The sequence below is a fragment of the Streptomyces sp. NPDC004609 genome (assembly GCF_042873655.1).
Lineage (GTDB): Bacteria > Actinomycetota > Actinomycetes > Streptomycetales > Streptomycetaceae > Streptomyces.
The window spans coordinates 33,798-54,647 of the sequence record NZ_JBIALS010000010.1 but is presented as its reverse complement, the minus strand read 5'-3'; the positions used below and the strand labels follow the sequence as shown (position 1 = coordinate 54,647).

The 20,850-nt window shown below is 72.3% G+C and carries 22 protein-coding genes; 11 read left to right on the top strand and 11 right to left on the bottom strand.

The window, feature by feature from the left end; genetic code table 11:
• Window positions 1–271 precede the first annotated feature (271 nt).
• On the bottom strand, window positions 272–718 hold the full coding sequence (locus ACFYT4_RS12795; protein WP_389267739.1) for a DUF4442 domain-containing protein: 447 nt from the start codon (window positions 716–718) through the stop codon (window positions 272–274).
• Between the two features lie 105 nt (window positions 719–823).
• Here ACFYT4_RS12795 and ACFYT4_RS12790 point away from each other — a divergent pair, with 105 nt between their 5' ends.
• On the top strand, window positions 824–1,831 hold the full coding sequence (locus tag ACFYT4_RS12790) for a hypothetical protein (protein ID WP_389267604.1): 1,008 nt from the start codon (window positions 824–826) through the stop codon (window positions 1,829–1,831).
• 139 nt (window positions 1,832–1,970) lie between these two features.
• On the opposite strand, the gene ACFYT4_RS12785 is transcribed toward ACFYT4_RS12790, so the two are convergent.
• The 4 genes from ACFYT4_RS12785 to ACFYT4_RS12770 all read right to left on the bottom strand — a co-directional run bounded on the left by ACFYT4_RS12785 (window position 1,971) and on the right by ACFYT4_RS12770 (window position 5,416).
• Window positions 1,971–2,762, bottom strand: a complete 792-nt coding sequence (locus ACFYT4_RS12785; RefSeq protein WP_389267737.1) for a spermidine synthase — start codon at window positions 2,760–2,762, stop codon at window positions 1,971–1,973.
• Between the two features lie 337 nt (window positions 2,763–3,099).
• Window positions 3,100–4,269 (bottom strand): elongation factor Tu, encoded by a 1,170-nt coding sequence (gene tuf, locus ACFYT4_RS12780; RefSeq protein ID WP_389267602.1) that lies wholly within the window; start codon window positions 4,267–4,269, stop codon window positions 3,100–3,102.
• Window positions 4,270–4,361: 92 nt separating this feature from the next.
• Window positions 4,362–4,496: a hypothetical protein gene (locus ACFYT4_RS12775; protein WP_389267601.1), complete on the bottom strand. Its 135-nt coding sequence runs from the start codon at window positions 4,494–4,496 to the stop codon at window positions 4,362–4,364.
• Between the two features lie 221 nt (window positions 4,497–4,717).
• On the bottom strand, window positions 4,718–5,416 hold the full coding sequence (locus ACFYT4_RS12770) for a DNA alkylation repair protein (RefSeq protein WP_389267600.1): 699 nt from the start codon (window positions 5,414–5,416) through the stop codon (window positions 4,718–4,720).
• Window positions 5,417–5,465: 49 nt separating this feature from the next.
• On the opposite strand from ACFYT4_RS12770, the gene ACFYT4_RS12765 reads away from it, so the two are divergent.
• The 7 genes from ACFYT4_RS12765 (at window position 5,466) to lnt (ending at window position 13,583) form a co-directional block, all read left to right on the top strand.
• The gene (locus ACFYT4_RS12765; RefSeq protein ID WP_389267598.1) at window positions 5,466–6,173 is read left to right on the top strand and encodes a TVP38/TMEM64 family protein; all 708 of its coding nucleotides are present in this window, start codon (window positions 5,466–5,468) and stop codon (window positions 6,171–6,173) included.
• 275 nt (window positions 6,174–6,448) lie between these two features.
• On the top strand, window positions 6,449–7,321 hold the full coding sequence (locus tag ACFYT4_RS12760) for an undecaprenyl-diphosphate phosphatase (protein WP_389267597.1): 873 nt from the start codon (window positions 6,449–6,451) through the stop codon (window positions 7,319–7,321).
• Between the two features lie 392 nt (window positions 7,322–7,713).
• A complete protein-coding gene (locus tag ACFYT4_RS12755; protein ID WP_389267595.1) occupies window positions 7,714–9,033 on the top strand; it encodes a transcriptional regulator in 1,320 nt (439 codons plus the stop codon).
• Window positions 9,034–9,521: 488 nt separating this feature from the next.
• Window positions 9,522–9,710: a hypothetical protein gene (locus ACFYT4_RS12750; RefSeq protein WP_389267594.1), complete on the top strand. Its 189-nt coding sequence runs from the start codon at window positions 9,522–9,524 to the stop codon at window positions 9,708–9,710.
• Window positions 9,711–9,785: 75 nt separating this feature from the next.
• Window positions 9,786–10,949 (top strand): methyltransferase, encoded by a 1,164-nt coding sequence (locus ACFYT4_RS12745; RefSeq protein ID WP_389267593.1) that lies wholly within the window; start codon window positions 9,786–9,788, stop codon window positions 10,947–10,949.
• A 426-nt stretch (window positions 10,950–11,375) separates the two neighbouring features.
• Entirely contained in the window at window positions 11,376–11,834 is a 459-nt protein-coding gene (locus ACFYT4_RS12740) for a nuclear transport factor 2 family protein (protein ID WP_389267592.1), read from the top strand.
• A 186-nt stretch (window positions 11,835–12,020) separates the two neighbouring features.
• Window positions 12,021–13,583 carry an apolipoprotein N-acyltransferase gene (lnt, locus tag ACFYT4_RS12735; RefSeq protein WP_389267590.1) on the top strand — a complete coding sequence of 521 codons (1,563 nt, stop codon included), beginning with the start codon at window positions 12,021–12,023 and terminating at the stop codon, window positions 13,581–13,583.
• Here the strand turns inward: lnt and ACFYT4_RS12730 are convergent.
• The gene (locus ACFYT4_RS12730) at window positions 13,507–14,412 is read right to left on the bottom strand and encodes a Gfo/Idh/MocA family protein (protein ID WP_389267735.1); all 906 of its coding nucleotides are present in this window, start codon (window positions 14,410–14,412) and stop codon (window positions 13,507–13,509) included. The two genes, lnt and ACFYT4_RS12730, sit on opposite strands and share 77 nt — an antisense overlap.
• A 344-nt stretch (window positions 14,413–14,756) precedes the next feature.
• On the opposite strand from ACFYT4_RS12730, the gene ACFYT4_RS12725 reads away from it, so the two are divergent.
• The 3 genes from ACFYT4_RS12725 to ACFYT4_RS12715 all read left to right on the top strand — a co-directional run bounded on the left by ACFYT4_RS12725 (window position 14,757) and on the right by ACFYT4_RS12715 (window position 15,612).
• Window positions 14,757–14,936 (top strand): hypothetical protein, encoded by a 180-nt coding sequence (locus ACFYT4_RS12725; protein ID WP_389267589.1) that lies wholly within the window; start codon window positions 14,757–14,759, stop codon window positions 14,934–14,936.
• Between the two features lie 17 nt (window positions 14,937–14,953).
• Complete coding sequence (locus ACFYT4_RS12720) at window positions 14,954–15,082, top strand: hypothetical protein (protein WP_389267588.1); 129 nt, start codon at window positions 14,954–14,956, stop codon at window positions 15,080–15,082.
• A 74-nt stretch (window positions 15,083–15,156) separates the two neighbouring features.
• The gene (locus ACFYT4_RS12715; RefSeq protein WP_389267587.1) at window positions 15,157–15,612 is read left to right on the top strand and encodes a hypothetical protein; all 456 of its coding nucleotides are present in this window, start codon (window positions 15,157–15,159) and stop codon (window positions 15,610–15,612) included.
• Between the two features lie 382 nt (window positions 15,613–15,994).
• On the opposite strand, the gene ACFYT4_RS12710 is transcribed toward ACFYT4_RS12715, so the two are convergent.
• From ACFYT4_RS12710 to fabG, 5 genes are all read right to left on the bottom strand, one after another.
• The gene (locus ACFYT4_RS12710) at window positions 15,995–16,468 is read right to left on the bottom strand and encodes a hypothetical protein (protein WP_389267586.1); all 474 of its coding nucleotides are present in this window, start codon (window positions 16,466–16,468) and stop codon (window positions 15,995–15,997) included.
• A 199-nt stretch (window positions 16,469–16,667) separates the two neighbouring features.
• Window positions 16,668–17,351: a uracil-DNA glycosylase gene (locus tag ACFYT4_RS12705; protein ID WP_389267584.1), complete on the bottom strand. Its 684-nt coding sequence runs from the start codon at window positions 17,349–17,351 to the stop codon at window positions 16,668–16,670.
• Window positions 17,352–17,447: 96 nt separating this feature from the next.
• A complete protein-coding gene (locus ACFYT4_RS12700; protein ID WP_389267582.1) occupies window positions 17,448–19,028 on the bottom strand; it encodes an ABC transporter substrate-binding protein in 1,581 nt (526 codons plus the stop codon).
• 116 nt (window positions 19,029–19,144) lie between these two features.
• Window positions 19,145–19,933, bottom strand: coding sequence for an SDR family oxidoreductase (locus ACFYT4_RS12695; protein ID WP_389267581.1), 789 nt, complete (start codon window positions 19,931–19,933; stop codon window positions 19,145–19,147).
• 41 nt (window positions 19,934–19,974) lie between these two features.
• A complete protein-coding gene (gene fabG / locus ACFYT4_RS12690) occupies window positions 19,975–20,736 on the bottom strand; it encodes a 3-oxoacyl-ACP reductase FabG (protein ID WP_389267580.1) in 762 nt (253 codons plus the stop codon).
• Window positions 20,737–20,850: the final 114 nt, after the last annotated feature.

The window sequence follows — 20,850 nt, the reverse complement described above, 5'->3', positions numbered from 1 at the left end:
TCGGGGTGCGGGTGGATCGCACACCCGGATTCTCCGGCACATCGGCGCGACGCGATGGATTGAGGCGGGCGAGTCGCCTGTGGATGTGGCGGACTGGCTCGGGCATGAGAACCCGCTGATCACGTTCGAGCGGTACGTCCACGGCCGGATCGGTGCGGGTGATCGCGGTTCCCGTGCCGTGGAAGCCTTCCTCTCCGCTACGCCGCGTTCAGCAACGTTGAGTCACTGAGAGGAGATGGGACCGGTGCGGGACCTACGCCCGCCGTTCGGCTCATTTCCCCAGGTCGTTAGGGCGGAGCGTCCATAGAATGGCCATCTCGCCGGTCACCGCGCCGTCTTCGCGCCGGATGTCGATGTCGACGCGGAACTCGGGCCGCTCGCCCCGGTCCAGCTCCGCGACGATGTCGGCGGCGGGGCGGCCGATCGTCGCGGTCGCGGTGACCGGGCCCATCGCCAGCTTCTTGTAGGCGATGTCGGCCTTGACGGCGAGCGGCACGGCGCGGTTCAGCTGGTCGCCGAACGCGGCGAGGACGATCGCGCCGCTCGCGGACTCGGCGAGCGTGAACATCGCCCCGGCGTGCGGACCGCCGACATGGTTGTGGAAGTCGCTCTGGTCGGGCAGGCGCAGCACCGCGCGTTCCGCGGTCGCCTCCAGGAACTCCAGGTTGAGGGTCCTGGCCATGGGCACGGTGGCGGCGAGCATCTCGCCTACGGTCATCCGGTCAGCACTCATGGCGATATGTTACTTACGGGTAGCACCCTTGGCCATCCCCGCCGGGGTGGACATGGCAGCCGCGGGGCCGTCCCTCTATCGTTACTGGCCATGTGGCCAGGACAGCAGCCGCCCGGGGGCGAGAACCCGCAGAACCAGAACCCGTATCAACAGCCGGGTTACCAGCAACAACCGAATCCCTATCAGCAGCCGGGATATCAGCAGCCCAACCCGTACCAGCAGCCGACGGTGCCGCAGTACGCCGCACCGGGGCAGCCGCCCGGCGGGCCTCAGCCGCCGGGCGACAGAAAGAAGACGACCGTCGTCGCGATCGTCGCCGCCACCGCGGTCGTCGCCACGGCCGTGGTGACCGGGGTCGTCGTGTTCTCGGGCGAGGACAAGGACACGTCGGACAAGGGCGGCAAGGGCGCCGCGTCCCAGTCGCCCTCTTCCGGGCCGGCACCGGACCCGGGCACCCCGCCGCCCTCGGAGAACCCGCGCGGCGGCGAGGACGCGAAGCCGACGATCGCGGGCTGGAAGGTGGTGACCAACCCCAAGCACGGCACCCTGTTCGACGTACCGCCGTCCTGGGAGGTCGCGGGCTCGGGCATCAGCACCGGCTTCGAGGACGCCAAGAAGGGCGACGGCTCTCCCGTGGTCGCGATGTCCGCCCCGGCCCACTACAAGTCCGAATGGTGCACACAGGACACCAACATGGACGGGAGCCTGGAGACGACGGGCCTCGCCACGGTCGGGACGAAGGGCGGCAAGGGCGCCAAGGACATCCAGACGGCCGCGTACAACGAGGCGGGCAACTGGGCGTGGGCCGGTTACGCGCAGGAGGAGCCCAAGGGCACCGTCAAGGTCGTCAAGGCCAAGCCGTACACCACCAAGTCCGGGCTGACCGGCAGCATGTCGACGGCGACCGCGGTCGGGGTGAAGAAGAAGAAAAAGTGCGACACGGACGGGAAGTCGATCGCGTTCAGCTTCAAGGACCCGGCGGGTGAGATCAAGTCCTGGGTGCTGTACGCCAACAAAGGCGTCAAGGACGAGGTCCCCGAAGCCACCATCCAGCAGATCCTGAGCACTCTGCGGCTGGCGCCCCGCTCCACGGTCTGACTCCCGCGGCCGGTCCGCCGACCGCCCCGGCGGACCGGCGGCCGGGCCGCGCCTTCACCCGGCAGGGGTCATCCCGCGGCCCGCCGCCGGGCCCGGCCATGACGCACCGTACGGGGACGGTCGCCGGGCCCTCCGGGTGTCAGCCGATGCCGAACGCGCCGTCGGGCGGCTCGGGCGAGTCCCGCGCCTCCCGGTCCGCCACCGGACGCGCGCCCCTCATCAGCCGGGCGAGCGACGGCCCGTGCTCCACCCGCGCGGGAAAGGCGTCCCCGGCGGTGCGCCGGGCCAGGGCGGCGGTGTCGAGGGGGGTGTGGGAGGCGAGCAGCAGGGCGTTGCCGAAGCGCCGCCCGCGCAGCACCGCGGGTTCGGCGATCAGGGCGAGCTCCCCGAACACCGCCGCGAAGGTGGCCAGTTGGGAGCGGAGGAAGGCGAAGGGCGCACCGTCGGCGAGATTGGCCGCGTAGACCCCGCCCTGGCGCAGGACCCGTTCGGCCGCGCGCGCGTACTCGACCGAGGTGAGAGAGGCGGGGACCCGCGAACCACCGTAGACATCGGCGATCACCAGGTCGGCCGAGTCCGCCGGGGCCGCCTCCGCCCAGGCCCGGGCGTCGGCGCCGTGCACCGCGATGCCGGAGTCCGGTGGCAGCGGCAGCAGCTCCGCGACCAGCGCGACGATCCCCCGGTCCGCCTCCACGACGTTCTGCCGGGAGCCCGGCCGGGTCGCGGCCACATAGCGGGGCAGGGTGAGCGCCCCGCCGCCGAGGTGCAGTACGTCGAGCGGGCGGCCCTCTTCCGCGAAGGCGTCGACGAGATGGGCGAGCCGCCGCGTGTACTCGAACTCCAGGTGTGTGGGCTCGTCCAGGTCGACATACGACTGGGGAGCGCCGTCGACCGTCAGCAGCCAGGCCCGGTCCCGGTCGATGTCAGGCATCAGTCTGGCGGTGCCGAGGTCCACGGTCCGGGTCACGGGTATGGGCTCCGACGCGCACTCCGCCGGTACACCACCGGATCCGGAACCGGGCCCGCCATCGGATCCCGCACCCGGCTCGTTTGCCGTAGGCGGTACGGATCGAGCACCCGGCTCGGATTCCGTGCGCGGGTCGGCTCCGGCCTCCGGGTCGGGGCCGGATTCCGGGTCGGGGCCGGGGAGGGGCAGCTTGTTCACGGTCCCATTGTGTACGGCCGGGAAGGTCGCACTCCGCGGGCGGAGCCCGGACGGACCGCGCCCGCCTCCCGGAGGAGGCGGGCGCGTCCTGTTCGCGGCCTCGTCAGGCCGGCTCCGTGACCGTGCCGGCGCCGACCGTACGGCCGCCCTCGCGGATCGCGAACCCGAGGCCGGGCTCCAGCGGGACGTCACGCCCCAGCTCGACGGTCATGGTGACCGTGTCACCGGGCTGGGCGACCGCCCGCTCGCCGAGGTCCACATCGCCGACGACATCGGCGGTCCTGATGTAGAACTGCGGCCGGTACCCGGTGGCCACGGGGGTCGTACGCCCTCCCTCACGGCCCGACAGGATGTACACCTGGGCGGTGAAGCGCCGGCTCGGGGTGATGCTGCCGGGCGCGGCGACGACATGACCGCGCCGGACCGCGTCACGGGCGAGCCCGCGCAGCAGCAGCGCGACACTGTCCCCCGCCTCGGCGGACTCCATCGGCTTGCCGAAGGTCTCCAGACCGGTCACGACCGTCTCCACGTCCGCGCCGAGCACCTGCACCCGGTCACCGACGCGGACCGTGCCGCGCTCGACGGCTCCGGTGACGACGGTTCCCCGCCCGGTGATGGTGAGCACGTTCTCCACCGGCAGCAGGAACGGCGCGTCCGTGTACCTGACGGGCGTCGGCACATAGGTGTCGACCGCGTCGAGCAGCGCCTCGACGGCCGCAGTCCAGCGCGGGTCGCCCTCCAGGGCCTTCAGACCGGAAACCCGGACGACCGGGGCCGCGTCACCGCCGTACCCGTGCGCGGTGAGCAGCTCGCGGACCTCCAGCTCCACCAGGTCGGTCAGCTCGTCGTCACCCGCGTCCGCCTTGTTCAGCGCGACCACGATGTGGTCCACGCCGACCTGGCGGGCGAGCAGCACATGCTCGGACGTCTGGGGCATCACCCCGTCGAGCGCGGACACGACGAGGATCGCCCCGTCGAGCTGCGCCGCGCCGGTGACCATGTTCTTCACGTAGTCGGCGTGCCCGGGCATGTCGACATGCGCGTAGTGGCGGGTCTCGGTCTCGTACTCGACGTGCGCGATGTTGATGGTGATCCCGCGCTGCGCCTCCTCCGGCGCCTTGTCGATCCGGTCGAACGGCACGAAGCTGCCGGTCCCCCGCGCACTGAGCACCTTGGTGATGGCGGCGGTCAGGGTGGTCTTCCCATGGTCGACATGGCCCATGGTGCCGATGTTCAGGTGCGGCTTGGTGCGCACGTAAGCCGTCTTGGGCATGGTGTTCTTCCTCGGAACTCGACGTGTGATGAGGACCCCTGGGCCTTGCCGACCCTCCCCCTGCGGGGTCCCACCGGACGATCCGGGAAGAGTCAGCTTCGGGCGCCGTCGACCGGCGCGGCGTCGAAGGCCGCCGCCGCGACGGCCGCGCAGGCGGCGAGGAATGCGGCAGCCTTCGGCGCGCCCGCGACTGCGGGGCGCTCTGCGAGGAAGGCGTACCGGAACATGAGGCGATCATCTCCGATGTACCGGACCGGGTCGAATGGTTTTCCCGGACGGGAGTCGGCCCGGAAGAGGTCCTCGCGGGCGGCCTGCTCGCCGCCGCCATCGGCACGGGAGCGGGCCTGTACCCCGCGTCCCGGGCGGCACGCCCGACACCCACCGAAGCACTCGGTGCGCTCTGAGCCCGGTGCCCGATCCGATCCGGTCCGGTCCGGGGGAACCCGGGCTACAGGTTCTTGAGCGCCTCGCGGACGGAGAGGGGGGACAGCACATCCCGCGCCGAGTCCACGAACTCCCGGACGGCCCCGGGGTCCGTCTTCGCGTACTCCCGCAGGCTCCATCCGATCGCCTTGCGGATGAAGAAGTCCGGATGACCGGCCTGCCGCAGGCAGTACCGGAACAACCGGCCCGCGTCCGTCGCGGACTTGTAGCGCAGTTGGTGGAGCAGGGCGGTGCGCGCCACCCACAGGTCGTCGTCCCCGATCCACTCGTCCATGGCAGGCACCAGTTCCGGGTCCGCGCTCACCAGCGGCCCCACCACGTGCGCGGCGATCGCGTCGACGGTGTCCCACCAGGAGGTGGTGACGACGAGATGACGGACCACCGGAACGAAGCCGGAGGAGCAGCGGCGCACATGACGCGCGAGAAAGTCGACGGCGAAGTAGTGGTACTCCCGCTCGGGCAGCTCCCAGCAGCGCAGGGCGATCGCCGCGCAGTCGCTCTCGACGGGGAGCGGCAGCCCTTCGAGCACCGTACGGGACAGGGCCCGGCGATCGCTCGCACGGAGCCCGATGAAGGGGGCGACACCCTTCATGTACGCGGCGGCGCCTTCGGCCCGTACGGGATCCGCACCCGTCGGATAGACGCTCGTCAGGCGTTCAAGGACCGTGCCGGCCAGCTCGCTCGGCGGTACCCGGGGAGTCATGAGGCCCAGATTACGGCGATCACGCCCACTTGTCGGTTAGTCTCCCCGGATGTTCGAGCCCGTCCCCAGGCCGCCCGCAGGTCTCGTCGTCCGCTGCGCACAGGTGCTGCTCTCACCGTGGTCGCGGCTGTCGTTCCTCGCTCTGGTGCTCGCGTGCGCCGGGGCGCTGGTGGTGCTGTACGAGCCACAGCGGCTGCTCTCGGAGGGCCGGCCGCCGGTGCAGCTGAGCGGTGCGGCGGCGGTGGTGCTGTTCGCCGTCGGATACGGGGTGTGCACCGCGGCCTTCGTGCCGCGCCCGCTGCTCAATCTGGCGGCGGGGGCGCTCTTCGGCTCGGCGGCAGGACTGGGCTCGGCGCTGGCCGGGACCGTCCTGGGCGCGGGGATCGCCTTCACGCTCGGCCGCCTGCTCGGGCAGGACGCGCTGCGACCGCTGCTGCGGGGCCGCTGGCTGAGGGCGGCCGACCACCAGCTGAGCTCCCACGGCTTCCGCTCGATGCTGGCGGTACGGCTGTTCCCGGGGGTCCCGTTCGCCGCCGCCAACTACTGCGCCGCCGTGTCCCGTATGGGATACACACCGTTTCTGCTGGCCACGGGCCTGGGCTCGATCCCCAACACCGCGGCGTACGTGATCGCGGGCAGCCGGGCCGGATCGCCGACGTCTCCCGCGTTCGTGATCTCGACGGGGTTCATCGTGGTGACCGGGATCGCCGCGGCGGTCGTCGCCTGGCGCAAGCGGCACCGGCTGCGCGGCGACTGACACGGCGGACGCCGGTCGGACACGGTCCGGCGCACGGCCCGCCCCGTGCGTGGACACACACCCGCGGGCCCGGCCGGGCCCACCTCTCGCCCCCGCTCGACGCGCCCGCCCGCCGCACCGCCCGGCGACGGCCCGCACCGAGGACCGTTTCCACGCGGATGGGGGCGTGGCACTGCAGGTCACCCGGGGACGCTACGCTTCCTCGCAACTGGCGCAGGATCGGGACCGCTACGCGCCGTCAGATCGTGATCACTTCTTGGGTGGCATAGTTTTTCATGTCTTGGTTTGAATCATTCATCCTCGGACTCGTTCAGGGGCTGACCGAATTCCTGCCCATCTCCTCCAGCGCGCATCTGCGGCTCACCGCCGCGTTCGCCGGCTGGCAGGACCCGGGCGCGGCGTTCACCGCGATCACGCAGATCGGTACCGAGACCGCCGTCCTGATCTACTTCCGCAAGGACATCGCGAGAATCGTCTCCGCCTGGTTCCGCTCGCTCACCGACAAGGCCATGCGCAGCGACCACGACGCCCAGATGGGCTGGCTCGTTATCATCGGCTCCATCCCGATCGGTGTGCTGGGTGTGACGCTCAAGGACCAGATCGAGGGCCCGTTCCGCGATCTGCGTCTCATCGCGACCACGCTGATCGTGATGGGCATCGTCCTCGGTGTCGCCGACCGGCTCGCCGCCCGCGACGAGAGCGGCGGCAAGCACCGCGCGGTGAAGCAGCGCAAGACGCTCAAGGAGCTGAACGTCCGCGACGGTCTCGTCTACGGCTTCTGCCAGGCCATGGCCCTGATTCCCGGAGTGTCCCGCTCCGGTGCCACGATCAGCGGCGGTCTGCTGATGGGGTACACCCGCGAGGCCGCCGCCCGCTACTCGTTCCTGCTGGCGATCCCGGCGGTGCTCGCCTCCGGCGCGTACGAACTGAAGGACGCGGGCCAGGGTCATGTGTCCTGGGGGCCGACCATCTTCGCGACGGTCATCGCCTTCGGTGTCGGGTACGCGGTCATCGCGTGGTTCATGAAGTTCATCACCACCAAGAGCTTCATGCCGTTCGTCATCTACCGCATCGTGCTGGGCATCGTTCTCTTCATCCTGGTCGGGACGGACACGCTGAGCCCGCACGCGGGCGAGTCGGGCGGCTGACGGCCGCGCGATCACCGGGCCTCCCGGGCCGTGTTCCGCGGCGCTGATCGCCCGGACGAGGGCAGCTGCCGCACACCGGCCGCGGCGGTTTCCCACCGGCACCACCGGCACACCGGGCGGGACCGGTCCGGCCGCGCAGGTCGTCCGGGAGCTCCGCGTCGAACGCGTCCGGCGCCCTGTCCGGTCCCGGGCCCCGCAGGGCCATGTCGCCCGGGCGGTAGTGCGGTTCACGACCCGTGCTTCCGGAGCCGCGCTTCCGGAACAGCCGTGATGCGGGCCGCGCGAGGCCGGGGGCGAGAGGGTGAACACCCGGTCGGGCCACCGGAAGGACGGGTGGTATCACGCGGGGTGCGCTGTGACACTGGACGCACAACTCCCGTGGAGGTGCAGCAGTGGAACGGCCCGCAGGCAACACCCGTCTCACGTCGGCCCGTGTGGCGGCCGGATACCGGTCGCAGCGGGCCTTCGCCGCCGCGCTCGGTGTCGGGGTGAGACAGGTGCGGCGCTGGGAGTCGGCCAACCCGCCCTGGCCGCGGGCGGAGCAGCGGCGGGCGATCGTACGGACGCTCGGCCGGGATCTGGGGTCGCTCGGCTTCGGCCGCCCGGACGGGTTGGCCGGCGGTGAGCCACGGGACGGCGGCGATTCCGCGGACGGCCCCGAGGCCACCGGCGGCGGCGCGGCGGCGGACGCCCCGGGGTCCGCCGGCATCCGGACGGGGGCCGCCGGGACCACCGACCCGGCGGTCTCCGCCGCGGTCGAGGACTTCCGGGCGGCGATCCGATCGCTCCGCGGCCGGTTCGGGACGGTCGCGCCGGCCGCCCTCCACCCGGCCGTCCTCGCCCATGCCGGAACCGGCCGGGCCCTGCTGGCGCGGACGACCGGGCGGGACCGGCAGCGGATGGCCGGGGCACTGGCCGAGACGCTGCTGCTGTGCGGGCGGATCGAGTTCTCCGGGCTGCGGATGCCGGAGCGGGCCGGGAGGTCCTGGCTGCGCGCGCACGAAGCCGCGGAGGAGGCCGGCGACCCCCTGCTGGCGTCGGCCGCCCTCGCCCACGCGGCGCTGGCCCCCGGCCGGGACGGGCACCATGACGAGGCGTCGGAGCACCTGGCGGGCGCACGCGCCGGTGCCGGGCGCGGACCGGCGAGCGCGGAGTTCCTGGCCTGGCTCGATGCCGTGGAGGCCGAGGGAGAGGTCCTCCGGGGCGACACCGCGGCGGCGCTGCGGCTGATCGGTCACGCCGAGGACGTCCTCTCCCTCGGCCCCTCGCCCGGCGGTGAGCGGGACGGCCCCGAGTGGTTCGACTGGTTCGGCCCCGGCAGGCTGGCCGCGTTCAAGGGCGCCACCCTGCTCAGGGCGGGGCGTCTCGCCCGGGCGCGGGAGACCCTGCTCCGCTCGCTCCCCCTGCTCTCGTCCGCCGGGAGCGGGGACGGCGAGGGTGCCGGGCACGCCGAGGACCTGGTGCGGACGACCGTCTACAAAGACCTCGCCGAGGTCGAGGCCGCGGCCGGGGACCCGGAGGCCGCCTGCGGCTACGCCTGCCGCGCGGTCGGCCTGCTGGACGTCACCTCGCGCGCGATGGACCCGGAACGGGCCCGGGAGACGCGGGAAGCCCTGATGCCGCACCTGCACCGGGAATGTCTGCGGGACCTGGAGGAGCAGTTGTACGGAGTCCCGGCGGCGGTGGGCGCCTTCGCGGACCGCAGGGTGTGACCGGCCGCCCCGCACACGGCACCACGGGAAGGCCCGGCGCGTACGGGAAAGCCCGCGCGCACCGTGGTGGCCGCGCGGGCCGGCGGGAAGCCCTCCCCGGGACCGACCGGGGCGCGGGACCGGGTGCCTGACTGCCCACCACCCCGGTACGACCGGGTGGGCGGCGGCGGAGTACGGGCGCTCGCGCGGGGTGCCCGACCCCCGGACCGTGACGGGACCGCGGTTCCAGGCGGCCGGGGAGCGGGCCCCACCGGCGGCCCGCGGGTGGGACCCGAGGGACGGTCGGGGCACCCGGGGCGTGGCGCATGGCATGAGGTTCATCACGCGGCGAAGGCGCGGGCGGCGGACCGGGCAGCGGGCCGCTCCCGGGAACGGCCCTGTTCACCCGCCCTGGACGGGTACGGCGGCCCCCCGCACCGGCGCCCGCGGCCGACACCGCCCGCCGCCGCGGGGGTTACGGACTTCGCGGGAGGCCGTAACCTGGTCGCATGTCCCCCCTTCCACGCGAGTCAGAGACTGCTGTGCCCGCCTCGACGCTCGTTACCGCGGCCGAGCTGAACGCCCGTATCCGTGAACTGTGGGCCGATGGACAGCTGCCCGACGACCGGCGTGCGGAGTACGAGGCCCTCGTCCTGAAGTGGGCGACGGCGCTGGAGCACGTCGACCGGGCGGCCTGATCCCCGCACGGCCGCGGCCGCCGGGCCGCAGCACGGCACGGGACCGTGTCCCGGCTCGGCTAGCCTGACTGCACGATGAACCGTCTGACCACGCCATGGGGCGACGTCACGCTCGCCCGATTCCCCGAGGACCCCCGCGACCCCCTCCGTGCCTGGGACGCCTCCGACGAGTATCTGCTGCGGCATCTCGGCGAGTCGGGCACCCCGCTGTCCGGGACGGTGGCCGTCGTGGGCGACCGGTGGGGCGCCCTCACGGTGTCGCTCGCCGCGCACGGAACCGTACCGGCGGCGTCTCTCGTGCAGATCACAGACTCCTTTCTCGGGCAGCAGGCGACCCGGGCCGCTCTGGCGCGCAACGGGGCCGGGGACGCGGCGGTACGGCTGCTGTCCGCCAGGGACACGCCTCCGGCTCGCGTCGACGTGCTGCTCGTACGGGTACCGAAGAGCCTGGCGCTGCTGGAGGACCAGTTGCACCGGCTCGCCCCGGCCGTGCACGCGGGGACCGTGGTCGCCGGCACCGGCATGGTCGGGGAGATCCACACCTCCACGCTGAAGCTGTTCGAGCGGATCATCGGCCCGACGAAGACCTCGCTCGCGGTGAAGAAGGCGCGGCTGATCTTCTGCACGCCGGACCCGTCCCTCGCGCGGGTCCCCGGCCCCTGGCCGCTGCGCTACGCGCTGCCCGACGGCATCGGGGTGCTCTCCGGCCGCACGGTGACCAACCACGCGGGCATCTTCTGCGCCGACCGGCTGGACATCGGCACCAGGTTCTTCCTCGGAGCGCTGCCGGAGCGGCGGGGGCCCGAGCGGGTGGTGGACCTGGGCTGCGGCAACGGTGTGATCGGCACGGCCGCGGCTCTCGGCAACCCCGAGGCGTCGGTGGTCTTCGTGGACGAGTCGTACTCCGCGGTGGCGTCGGCCGAGGCGACCTACCGTGACAACGTCACCTCCGGCGGGAAAGCGGACTTCGTGGTCGGCGACGGCCTGGCCCGGATGCCGGACGGATCGGTCGATCTGGTGCTCAGCAATCCGCCGTTCCACTCGCACCGGGCGACCACCGACGCAACGGCCCGCCGGATGTTCGGCGACGCGCGACGCGCCCTGCGGCCCGGCGGCGAGCTGTGGGTCGTCGGGAACCGGCACCTCGGCTACCATCTGCGGCTGCGACGGCTCTTCGGCGGCTGCGAGGTCATGGCGAGCGACCCGAAGTTCGTCGTCCTGAGGGCCGTCAAGCGATGACACCGCGCTGATCGGGCACCCGGTCCAGGACGGGCGGGCGCTCCCGGCAGAGTTCCGGTACGGAGGTTGAGACCGTCGCCCGGGCGCTCCACCGGACGACCGGACGTGGCCGAACCGCGCTCCCCCGTAGCCCGGTTGGGGCCGGGGGTGCCCGTACGCTCGGGCGGGCCGCCCGGGCGAGGGCCGGGACCCGGTCCGCAGCCGTGGCCGGGCGGCGCCGACCGCGCGTACCACCGTATGCGCCCGCCCGGTACGCCGCCGGGCCGACGGGGCCGGGGCACCCGGCGGCCCGAGGAGCGCCACGCGCGCGTGGTTCCCTCCACGGCTCCGTCAGAGTTGGCGCAGATCGACCGTTTGCGCGCCGAGTACGGGTGACTGGCGTGCATGGCTCTTGGCCTCACGGGACGCCTGCCCGAGACTGAGCCGATGACGCAGCGAGTGGATCTCTCGACGGTGATGGACCGGCTGGCCATCGACGATCTGGTCACCGAGTACGCGGTGGCCGTCGACGACGCCGACTGGAGTGCCTACCGGGCCCTGTTCGCCCGGGACGGGCGGGCGGACTACCGCAGTTCGGGCGGCATCGAGGGCCCGGCGTCGGAGGTCGCCGACTGGATGGCCGAGACGATGCGCCTCTTCCCCGTACGCCAGCACCTCATCGTCAACCGCCGGGTCCGCATCCAGGACCTGGGCGGCTATCCGGGCGACCGGGCGGAGCTGGACGCGGACTATGTGAACCCGATGCGGCTGGAGTCGGGCGACGACTACCTCTCCGGCGGCCGCTACGCCTTCGGGCTGGTGCGCACGGACGGCGGCTGGCGGCTGAGCAGCGTGGTGATCAGCGAGAAGTGGCGGCGCGGGAAGGGCGCGCCGGCTCGCGACTGAGCGGCACCCGGCCGGGCGACGGCGCCCCGGCGGCACGAAGCGCGCCGGGGCGCGGGACCCCGCGCGGCACGGGCAGGCGGGGCGGTGCCGCCACCGGCGACCGTGTTGATCCACGCCGTACCCACGCACACACTGGAGGGGGCGCGCTGCTCGCGGTCCCCGGCGGCAGGACGAGGAGGCGCGGACATGAGGACCGTCCCCGGTGGGCGCGCCGTCGCCGCCGTGGCGGCGGGCGCCCTGCCTGCCCTGGCCTTTCCGGAACCGTCCCTGTGGTGGTTCGCGTATGTCGCCCTCGTGCCGTGGATGCTGCTGATACGGACCGCGCCGACGGGCCGCCGCGCGGCGCTGGAGGGGTGGTTCGGCGGCATCGGGTTCATGATCGCGGTCCACCACTGGCTCATACCGAGCCTGCATGTCTTCATCGTCGTCCTGGCGGCGCTGCTCGGGCTGTTGTGGGCGCCCTGGGGGTGGCTGGTCCGCCGGATGCTCGGCGGGACGCCGTCCACGGCCCGCGCCGCCGCTGCCGTGGCGGCCGTCCCCGCGGGCTGGCTGATGATCGAACTGACCCGGTCCTGGGAAGGGCTCGGCGGACCCTGGGGGCTGCTGGGCGCCAGCCAGTGGGAGGTCACCCCCGCCCTGCGGCTGGCCTCCGTGGGCGGCGTATGGCTGGTGAGCCTGCTGGTGCTGGCGGTGAACACCGCCGTGACCGTGCTGATCGCGGTGCCGACGGCCCGTACGGCGGCCGTGGGCGGCGCGGTGGCGTGCGCGGTCGTGACCGCGGCGGTCTGGGCGTGGGCCCCCCGGCCTCAGGAGTCCGGGCGGGCCCGGATCGCGATCGTCCAGCCGGGTGTGCTCGACGGGATATCCGGCCCCGACCGCCGTTTCGCCCGCGCTGAGGAGCTGACCCGCACGCTCGCGGGACAGAGACTCGATCTGGTGGTCTGGGGCGAGAGCAGTGTGGGCGAGGATCTGGGTCGGCACCCCGCACTGGCGGACCGGCTGGCGGACCTCTCACGGGACGTCGGCGCGGATCTGCTGGTCAACGTGGATGCCCGCCGGGTGGACGCGTCCGGCAGAGGCGGGATCTTCAAGAGCTCCGTGCTGGTGGGCCCCCGGGGCCCGACCGGCGACCACTACGACAAGATGCGGCTGGTCCCCTTCGGGGAGTACATACCGGCCCGTGGTCTGCTCGGCTGGGCGACCTCGGTGGGCAAGGCGGCGGGTGAGGACCGGCTGCGCGGCCAGGGCCCGGTGGTGATGAACCTGCCGGACGGGGGGCCGCGCATCGGCCCGCTGGTCTGCTTCGAGACCGCGTTCCCCGACATGAGCCGCCGGCTGGTCCGGGACGGCGCCCAGGTGATCGTCGCGCAGTCGGCGACGTCGACGTTCCAGAACAGCTGGGCCCCCGAGCAGCATGCCTCGCTCGGGGCGGTGCGGGCCGCCGAGAGCGGGAGGCCGATGGTGCACGCCACGCTCACCGGTGTCAGCGCGGTGTACGGCCCGGACGGTGCCCGAATCGGCCCGGAGCTCTCCACGCGGGCCAGTGCGACGGCGGTCTACGACATCCCACTGGCAACGGGGAGCACCCTGTACGTCCGTTACGGCGACTGGGCCGTGTACGGCGCCGCCGCGGTGCTGGTGGCGCTGGCGGCGTCGGAGGGGGCCGGGCGGCTCAGGCGGCCTGTTCGAGGGCCCGCAGCACCACCCGCTCGCACAGCTCATGGGTCCTCAGCGCGTCCCTCGCGCTGAGGAACGTGCCAGCGCGCACGGCGTCGAGGAACCCGCGCACGGCCTGCTCGATCCCGCGCTGGCGGGCGACCGGGACCCAGTCGCCGCGGCGGCGGACGCTCGGCTGGCCCTTGTGGTCGACGATCTCCGCGAGATTGCGCACCTCGCGCTTGGTGTCCTGGCCGGACACTTCGAGGATCTCCTCCGCGGAGCCGCTCCTGTGGTTCATCACGCCGATGGCGGTGAATCCGTCGCCGGAGAGCTGGAGGACGACGTGGTGCATCCGTCCGTCGACGATCCGGGCGCGGACATCGGTGTGCTCGACGGTCCCCGGCACCAGGAAGCGCAGGGTGTCCACGACATGGATGAAGTCGTCGAGGATGACGGAGCGCGGGTCCAGTGTGAGGCCGACCCGGTTCTTCTGCATCAGGATCAGCTCGCGGGGGTGCTCCAGGCACTGCACGTAGCCGGGTGCGAGGCGGCGGTTGAAGCCGACGGCGAGGCTGGTGCCGCGCGACTCGGCGAGGTCCACCAGTCGCTGTGAGTCGGCCAGGTCGTACGCGAGCGGCTTGTCCACGAACGTCGCGACTCCGGCTTCGAGGAGAGCCCCGGCGATCTCGGCGTGCGCGGAGGTGGGCGCGTGGACGAAGGCCGCGTCCAGGTCCTGGGCGAGCAGGGAGTCGAGGGTGGTGTGCCGACGGCCCGCCGGGACGTGGTAGGCGTCGGCGACCCGCTCCAGGGTGGCCGGGGTGCGGGTCTGGAGGTGCAGTTCGATCCCCGGCAGCGAGCTGAAGACGGGCAGATACGCCTTCTGCGCGATGTCACCCAGACCGATGCAGCCGACCTTCACAGGGCCTCCCCGAGCCGTGTCGCTCATCCGTTCCGCTGATCAGCATACGGGTGACCCGGTGGCCGACGGTCGCCGATGCCGCCGAGGGTGCGCAGGACGAACCGGGGCCGATCCGGGAGACCAGGGCGATGAGATTCTCGCGCACGGCGACGCCCGCGGGGCCGGTCACCGCGATCAGCCGTGCCGCCCGCGGGGCCTTGCGGACGACGGCGGTGGTGGTGCGGGGCCGCCACCCGCCGGGCGCTGCCGGAGTCCGCGGTACGTCGGCCGGCGGAGCGGGACGCCGCCGTGCTCGGCATGGACGAGCTGCCCCGGCCCGGCGTCGGCTCGCCCCGGACCGCCTTGTGACCGGGCACCGCGCGCTGGTCGTCGCCCTCTACGAGCGGGCGCTCGAAGCCACCCGCAGAGCGGAGCCGCAGGAGATCCACGACGCGGCGGGCGGCCGGATGCGCGAGCCGAGCCGGTCCGGGCGCTCCTGGCGGCCGCGGACTCGCCCGCCGCCGACCGGCACGCGCTGTCCCTGATCCCCCGGGCCGACGGGATGATGTCCACCCGCACGGCCGGTTCGTACCACGCCGCCGCGCCCGGACGCGCCGCGCCGCGCAGCCTGACCGAGCTGCTGAACGGCATGCTCGGCTGCACCGCCGAGGACCGGGAAGCGGACGGCTGACCGGCGTCACCCGTGCGGGCCATTGTCCGTCCGTACGGGCGTGAACGGGCCGCGCGCACAGCAGAGTTGCCCGCGTGAGATCGACACCCACCACGAAGAACCTGGTCACCATGGCGCTCTGGGCCGCCTCCGGACTGACCGCCTCCGCCTGTGTGGCCGTGGAGCCCCGCCCCTTACCGCCGCCGGAGCCCGCGATCACCAGCCCCGCCCCGGGCGCGCGCCCGCAGATCGTGCAGGGCCCGGTCCGCGAGGCGCTGGACGCCCCGCCCGTACCGCCGCCGTCCTCCGCGCCCGCGCACCCCCCCTCGGCGGAGCCTTCGCGCGTACGGCAGCCGAGCAAGCCCCGCGCACCCGAACCGGCGGTCCGGCGGGCGGCTCCGGCGCCGCGCCCCGAGCCGCGCGTACCGCTGCCGCCGCTGCCCGCCCCGCCGTCGATCGGCCCGGACGTCTGCGCCTTGGGCGAGAGCTACGGCGGCTGGCGGCGGGACGGCCCGGAGGCCCGCCTCTGCCGGCAGGCGTACGGCTCCTGACCCCCGGCCGTCCGCACCCTCACGACGGCGTGCGCGGGGCGCCCGCGTCATGGCCGGGCAGCGCCGCCCGGTCCGCGCGCCGGGGATCCGGACCGGGGCGCGGACCCAGAGCACCCGGGGATCCGGCCGGGTCGGATTCCCGGGAAGGGGCGGATTTCCGGGGCAGCGGGACACCTGCGGGTACCCGCCGACGGGAGCGCCCCCGCCGGTCCCGCCGCCCCGGAGCCGGACCCCGGGTGCCGGAGCCCGCACCCGGGCCCGCCGGTGGCGAGGTGCTGCGGCAGCGGCTACGGCTCCCGGGCCGTCCTCAGGGCCTCGGGGCGGCCGACGGGCGCCGCTCCCGGGGGCGCCCGCGCGCCCGGGAGCCGCCGGGCTCCCCGGTTCACTCCCCCCGCAGCCTCCACTCCAGCCGCTCGATGGCGGCCCGCACCCCCGTGCCGTAGCCGTCGTCGCCCAGCACCCCGGTCGCGCCGCGCGCCCGGTCGAGATGGAAGCGCGCGGCCTCCGGGCGCCGGAGCTTCAGATAGTCGGCGGCCAGATTGAGATGGAGCGAGGGGTACAGGGCCCGTACACCGAGGGTCGTCTCGGGACGGGCCGTCCACACGTCGTCCAGTGTGTCCGCCGCGGCGAGCGCCCGCAGATCCCAGGCCAGTTCGTCGCAGGGGTCGTCCTGGGTGTCCGCCATGTAGTGCGCGAGGGTGCAGCGGTGGAGCACATCGCCCGTCTCCCCGATCTCCGCCCACAGCGCGCCGAACCGATTCCTCGCCTCCTCGCGGTCGCCGCCGTGCAGCAGCATCACCGCCTGTCCGATCCGGGTCATGACGGCGTCGTCCGATGTCTCCTGCTGCTCCGTCACCGCGGCCTCCCACCGTCGTACGCCGAATAGCGGAGATCCACGACATGACGTCGGGATCGCTGCAACGACGACGCTAGCCGCGATGAACGGCAAAGCCGGACAGGCTCGGGCACCCGGCCCGAGCCCGTCAGCCGGGCGCATGAGCGCCCGAACCCGTACCCGAGTGCCCGGAGTCCCCCGAAAGCCCTCTCGGGATCCCTCAGCCGAGGTCGGGGATGCGCCAGTCGATGGGCTCGTGGCCCTGGGCGGCGACCGCCTCGTTGATCCGGGTGAACGGATGCGAGCCGAAGAACTTCTTCGCGGACAGCGGCGAGGGATGGGCCCCCTTCACCACCACATGCCGAGTCTCGTCGATCAGGGGTGCCTTCTTCTGCGCGTAGTTGCCCCAGAGGACGAAGACGGCCGGGTCGGGGCGGGAGGACACGGCCCTGATCACCGCGTCCGTCACCTTCTCCCAGCCCTTGCCCTTGTGGGAGTTGGCCTCGCCGGCCCGGACGGTCAGGACCGCGTTGAGCAGCAGGACGCCCTGCTCGGCCCAGGGCATCAGATAGCCGTTGTCCGGGATGGGGAGACCGAGCTCGGCCTGCATCTCCTTGTAGATGTTCCGCAGGGACGGCGGGGTCTTGACTCCCGGCCGCACCGAGAAGCACAGACCGTGCCCCTGCCCCTCCCCGTGGTAGGGGTCCTGGCCCAGGATGAGCACCTTCACCTTGTCGTACGGCGTGGCGTCGAGGGCGGCGAACACCTCCTCGCGCGGCGGGTAGACCGGCCCCTTCGCCCGCTCCTCCTCGACGAACTCGGTCAGCTCCTTGAAGTAGGGCTTCTGCAGCTCTTCGCCGAGGACGCCGCGCCAGGACTCGGGCAGCATGTCGGTGTCGGTCACGTCAACAACCTCCAGAACGTGTTCAATTACCGCCACAGAACCTACCCGGCCGCACTGACAACGCGGGCCGCGTCCGTTCCGTCCCAGGCCGGCGGCCTACCAGCTGGCCTTGCGGAACAGCTCCCACAGCTGCATGACCGTCGTCGGGTCGAGGGCGCGCTCGCCGCCGCCGATCTCCTCGCTGGAGGCGATGTACAGCTTGCCCTGCCACAGGGGCAGCAGCCTGACGTCGTCGGCGATGATCTCCTGCGCCCGCTCGAACTGCTTGGTCACCGCGCCGCGGTCCGTCTCGCGCCGGGACCTGGGCAGCAGCTCGTTGGTGATCTCGGGGCTCTCGTAGGGTGTGCGCAGCGCGTTGTTCTCACCGACGAACGGGGCGATGAAGTTGTCCGGGTCCGGGAAGTCGGGGAACCAGCCACGGCCGAAGACGGGATAGGCGCCGGAGCTGTACCCCTTCTGGAACTCGGTCCACGGCTTGCCCTGGATGGTGATCCTGAAGAGTCCCGACGCCTCCAGCTGCCGCTTGAGCTCGGCGAACTCCGGCGCGGTGGCGGAGCCGTAACGGTCCGTGGTGTACCAGAAGGTCAGCTTGACGGGTTCGTCGATGCCCGCGTCCCGCAGGGTCTCGCGCGCGGTCGCCGCACTCGGCTCGCCGAAGCGGTCGTAGAACTCGGTGGTGTGGCCGGCGATGCCCTTCGGCACCATCGAGTACAGGGGTTCGGCCGTGCCCTGGTAGACCTTGCCCACCAGCGCTCCCCGGTCGATGATCTGCGCGATCGCCTTGCGGACGGCCGGCTTGCCGGCCACCGGGTCCTCGGCGTTGAAGACGAGGTAGCGTATGTCGGCTCCGACGGTCTCCGTCAGCCGCAGATGGTTGTTCTCCGCGAGCCCCTTCTGGAGTTCGATGACGTCGGCGGCGGTCAGGCCGCGGTAAATCGTGTCGATCCGCTTCTGCTTCAGCGCACCGACCATCTCCCCGGAGTCCTTGAAATAGCGAATCGTCACCGCATTGTTCCGGCGCTCGGCGAATCCCTCGTACGTGCTGTTCTTGCTCAGCTCGGCCCGGTCGCCCTTGCTGTACGAATGGAGAACATAGGGACCGGAACCGGTGACCCTGCCGTCCTCGCGGAGCTTGTCCGCCGGGTACTGCTTGGGCGCCACGAGAGACGTGGCAGGCGTGGCCAGGATGTACGGGAAGGTGGCATCGGAGGTCTTGAGCGTGAATTTCACGGTACGGTCGCCGGTGACGTCGACCTTGGCGAGAGAGCCGAGCAGTCCGTTCGGCCCGGTGGACGCGTCGATCGTGCGAATGCGGTCGATGGAGTGTTTCACGGCCTGGGCGTCGAGCTTCTCCCCATCGGAGAAGGTGAGCCCCGGCCGCAGTTCGCACTCATAGACTTTGTTGACGGCATCCGTGAACTGGCACGACTTCGCGGCGTCGGGCTGCGGGGTGGAGCTACCGGTCGGGAAGCTCAGCAGGGTCTGGAAGACATTCCGGTACAACTCCCATGAACCGTCCCAGGCTGCGGCCGGATCGAGCGAAGAGGGCTCGCTCATGGTGCCGACCGAAATTCTCTGCTGACCCTCGGCTCCCGCGTCGGCGAACAGACCGCATCCCGCGAGCAGGGATATGGACGCCAGGGCCGCAGTGCCCTGCAGACAGCTCCGGTAGAACACGTGCGCACGCTCCTCGTTCAGCCTGGATCGGCCGACCATACCGCAGCGCCCCGCCGGTTCAACACGGAGTCCCGGCAGGGCACTTGGATCATTCGGCAAGAAATGACGCAGGTCGCTCAGTGCACTCCAGCATTGAGGAAGATACCGCCATCGACGACCAATGTCTGTCCTGTGATCCAATCGGATTGATCGGAGGTGAGGAAGGCCGCGGCACCCCCGATGTCCTCGGGTACACCGAGCCGCGCGAGCGGGTACGCGGCGGCCGCTTCGGCTTCCCGGCCTTCGTAGAGAGCCTCGGCGAATTTGGTCTTGACCACTGCCGGCGCGATCGCGTTGACACGAACTCCGGGAGCGAACTCGTGCGCCAGTTGCAGGGTCAGATTGACCATGGCCGCCTTGCTCATCCCATAAGCCCCGATGAAGGGGGAAGGGGCGAGACCCGCGACGGAGGCGATGTTCACGATCGCACCGCCGTGCTCCTTCTGCCAGGCGCGGTACGTCTGCTGGGCGAAGCCGAGCGCGGAGATCACATTGGTCTCGTAGACCTTGCGCGCGACATTCAGGTCGAGTTCGGCGATCGGCGAGTAGACCGGGTTGGTCCCGGCGTTGTTCACCAGGAAGTCGACGCGGCCGAACGCCTCCATGGCGCGCTCCACCGCGGCGGCCTGGTGCGCCTCGTCGTGGGCCTTGCCCGCCACCGCGACGACCCGGTCGGCGCCGAGCAGCTCCACCGCCTCCTTCAGCGCGTCCTCACCGCGGCCGGTGATGCACACCCGGTCGCCGCGGGCGACGAACGCCTGGGCGATCCCGTATCCGATGCCCCGGCTCGCGCCCGTGATCAGCGCGACCCTGCCGCTGTCGGGTACCCGCGAGGCTCCGGTACCCTCTCCGCTCTTCTCGCTCATGTCACCCGTATCGATCGTGCCGGCCATGTCCGTGCCCCCGTTCAGTTGAGCGGTCCGCCGGCCACGTACAGCACCTGGCCCGAGACGAATCCGGCGTCGTCGCTGGTGAAGAAGGCGATGGCACGGGCGATGTCCTCGGGGCGGCCCACGCGCTGAACCGGGATCTGGGAGGCGGCGGCGGCCTGGAAGTCCTCGAAGCCCATGCCGACCCGGGCGGCGGTCTGCGCGGTCATCTCGGTGACGATGAAGCCGGGGGCGACGGCGTTCGCGGTGATGCCGAACTTGCCCAGTTCCTTGGCGAGGGTCTTGGTGAAGCCCTGGAGTCCGGCCTTCACGGCTGAGTAGTTGGCCTGGCCGCGGTTGCCGAGGGCGGAGGACGAGGACAGGGAGACGATACGGCCGAACCCGGCGTCCACCATGTGCTTCTGGCACGCGCGGGCCATCAGGAACGCGCCCTTGAGGTGCACGTTCATCACCGTGTCCCAGTCGGACTCGCTCATCTTGAAGAGCAGGTTGTCGCGGAGGACGCCGGCGTTGTTCACGAGGATCGTCGGCGCGCCGATTTCAGCGGCGATCCGCGCCACGGCGGCCTCCACCTGGTTGGCGTCCGACACGTCACAGCCGATCGCGACGGCCGTGCCGCCGGCCGCCGTGATCTTCTCGACGGTGTCCTTGCAGGCCGTCTCGTCGAGGTCGAGTACGGCGACGGCGCGGCCCTCGGCCGCCAGCCGGATCGCGGTGGCCGCGCCAATGCCCCGCGCTCCCCCGGTCACGACGGCGACGCGCTGCTCGGTGGTGGACATGCTTGTTCTCCTCGCCCTTGGGTGCGGCCCGTCCGGTGCGTCCCGTACGCCACTCGGATGAGCGACCGCTTAGTACCTTCAGCAGACGTGACGCTAGAAGCCCTGGCACCCGGT

Bases quoted from the DNA above. Each gene is read 5' to 3' on its own strand.
- ACFYT4_RS12795 (WP_389267739.1), bottom strand. From the start codon at position 718: ATGACCGTAGGCGAGATGCTCGCCGCCACCGTGCCCATGGCCAGGACC.
- ACFYT4_RS12790 (WP_389267604.1), top strand. From the start codon at position 824: ATGTGGCCAGGACAGCAGCCGCCCGGGGGCGAGAACCCGCAGAACCAG.
- ACFYT4_RS12785 (WP_389267737.1), bottom strand. From the start codon at position 2,762: ATGCCTGACATCGACCGGGACCGGGCCTGGCTGCTGACGGTCGACGGC.
- tuf (WP_389267602.1), bottom strand. From the start codon at position 4,269: ATGCCCAAGACGGCTTACGTGCGCACCAAGCCGCACCTGAACATCGGC.
- ACFYT4_RS12775 (WP_389267601.1), bottom strand. From the start codon at position 4,496: ATGTTCCGGTACGCCTTCCTCGCAGAGCGCCCCGCAGTCGCGGGCGCG.
- ACFYT4_RS12770 (WP_389267600.1), bottom strand. From the start codon at position 5,416: ATGACTCCCCGGGTACCGCCGAGCGAGCTGGCCGGCACGGTCCTTGAA.
- ACFYT4_RS12765 (WP_389267598.1), top strand. From the start codon at position 5,466: ATGTTCGAGCCCGTCCCCAGGCCGCCCGCAGGTCTCGTCGTCCGCTGC.
- ACFYT4_RS12760 (WP_389267597.1), top strand. From the start codon at position 6,449: ATGTCTTGGTTTGAATCATTCATCCTCGGACTCGTTCAGGGGCTGACC.
- ACFYT4_RS12750 (WP_389267594.1), top strand. From the start codon at position 9,522: ATGTCCCCCCTTCCACGCGAGTCAGAGACTGCTGTGCCCGCCTCGACG.
- ACFYT4_RS12745 (WP_389267593.1), top strand. From the start codon at position 9,786: ATGAACCGTCTGACCACGCCATGGGGCGACGTCACGCTCGCCCGATTC.
- ACFYT4_RS12740 (WP_389267592.1), top strand. From the start codon at position 11,376: ATGACGCAGCGAGTGGATCTCTCGACGGTGATGGACCGGCTGGCCATC.
- lnt (WP_389267590.1), top strand. From the start codon at position 12,021: ATGAGGACCGTCCCCGGTGGGCGCGCCGTCGCCGCCGTGGCGGCGGGC.
- ACFYT4_RS12720 (WP_389267588.1), top strand. From the start codon at position 14,954: ATGATGTCCACCCGCACGGCCGGTTCGTACCACGCCGCCGCGCCCGGA.
- ACFYT4_RS12695 (WP_389267581.1), bottom strand. From the start codon at position 19,933: ATGAGCGAGAAGAGCGGAGAGGGTACCGGAGCCTCGCGGGTACCCGAC.
- fabG (WP_389267580.1), bottom strand. From the start codon at position 20,736: ATGTCCACCACCGAGCAGCGCGTCGCCGTCGTGACCGGGGGAGCGCGG.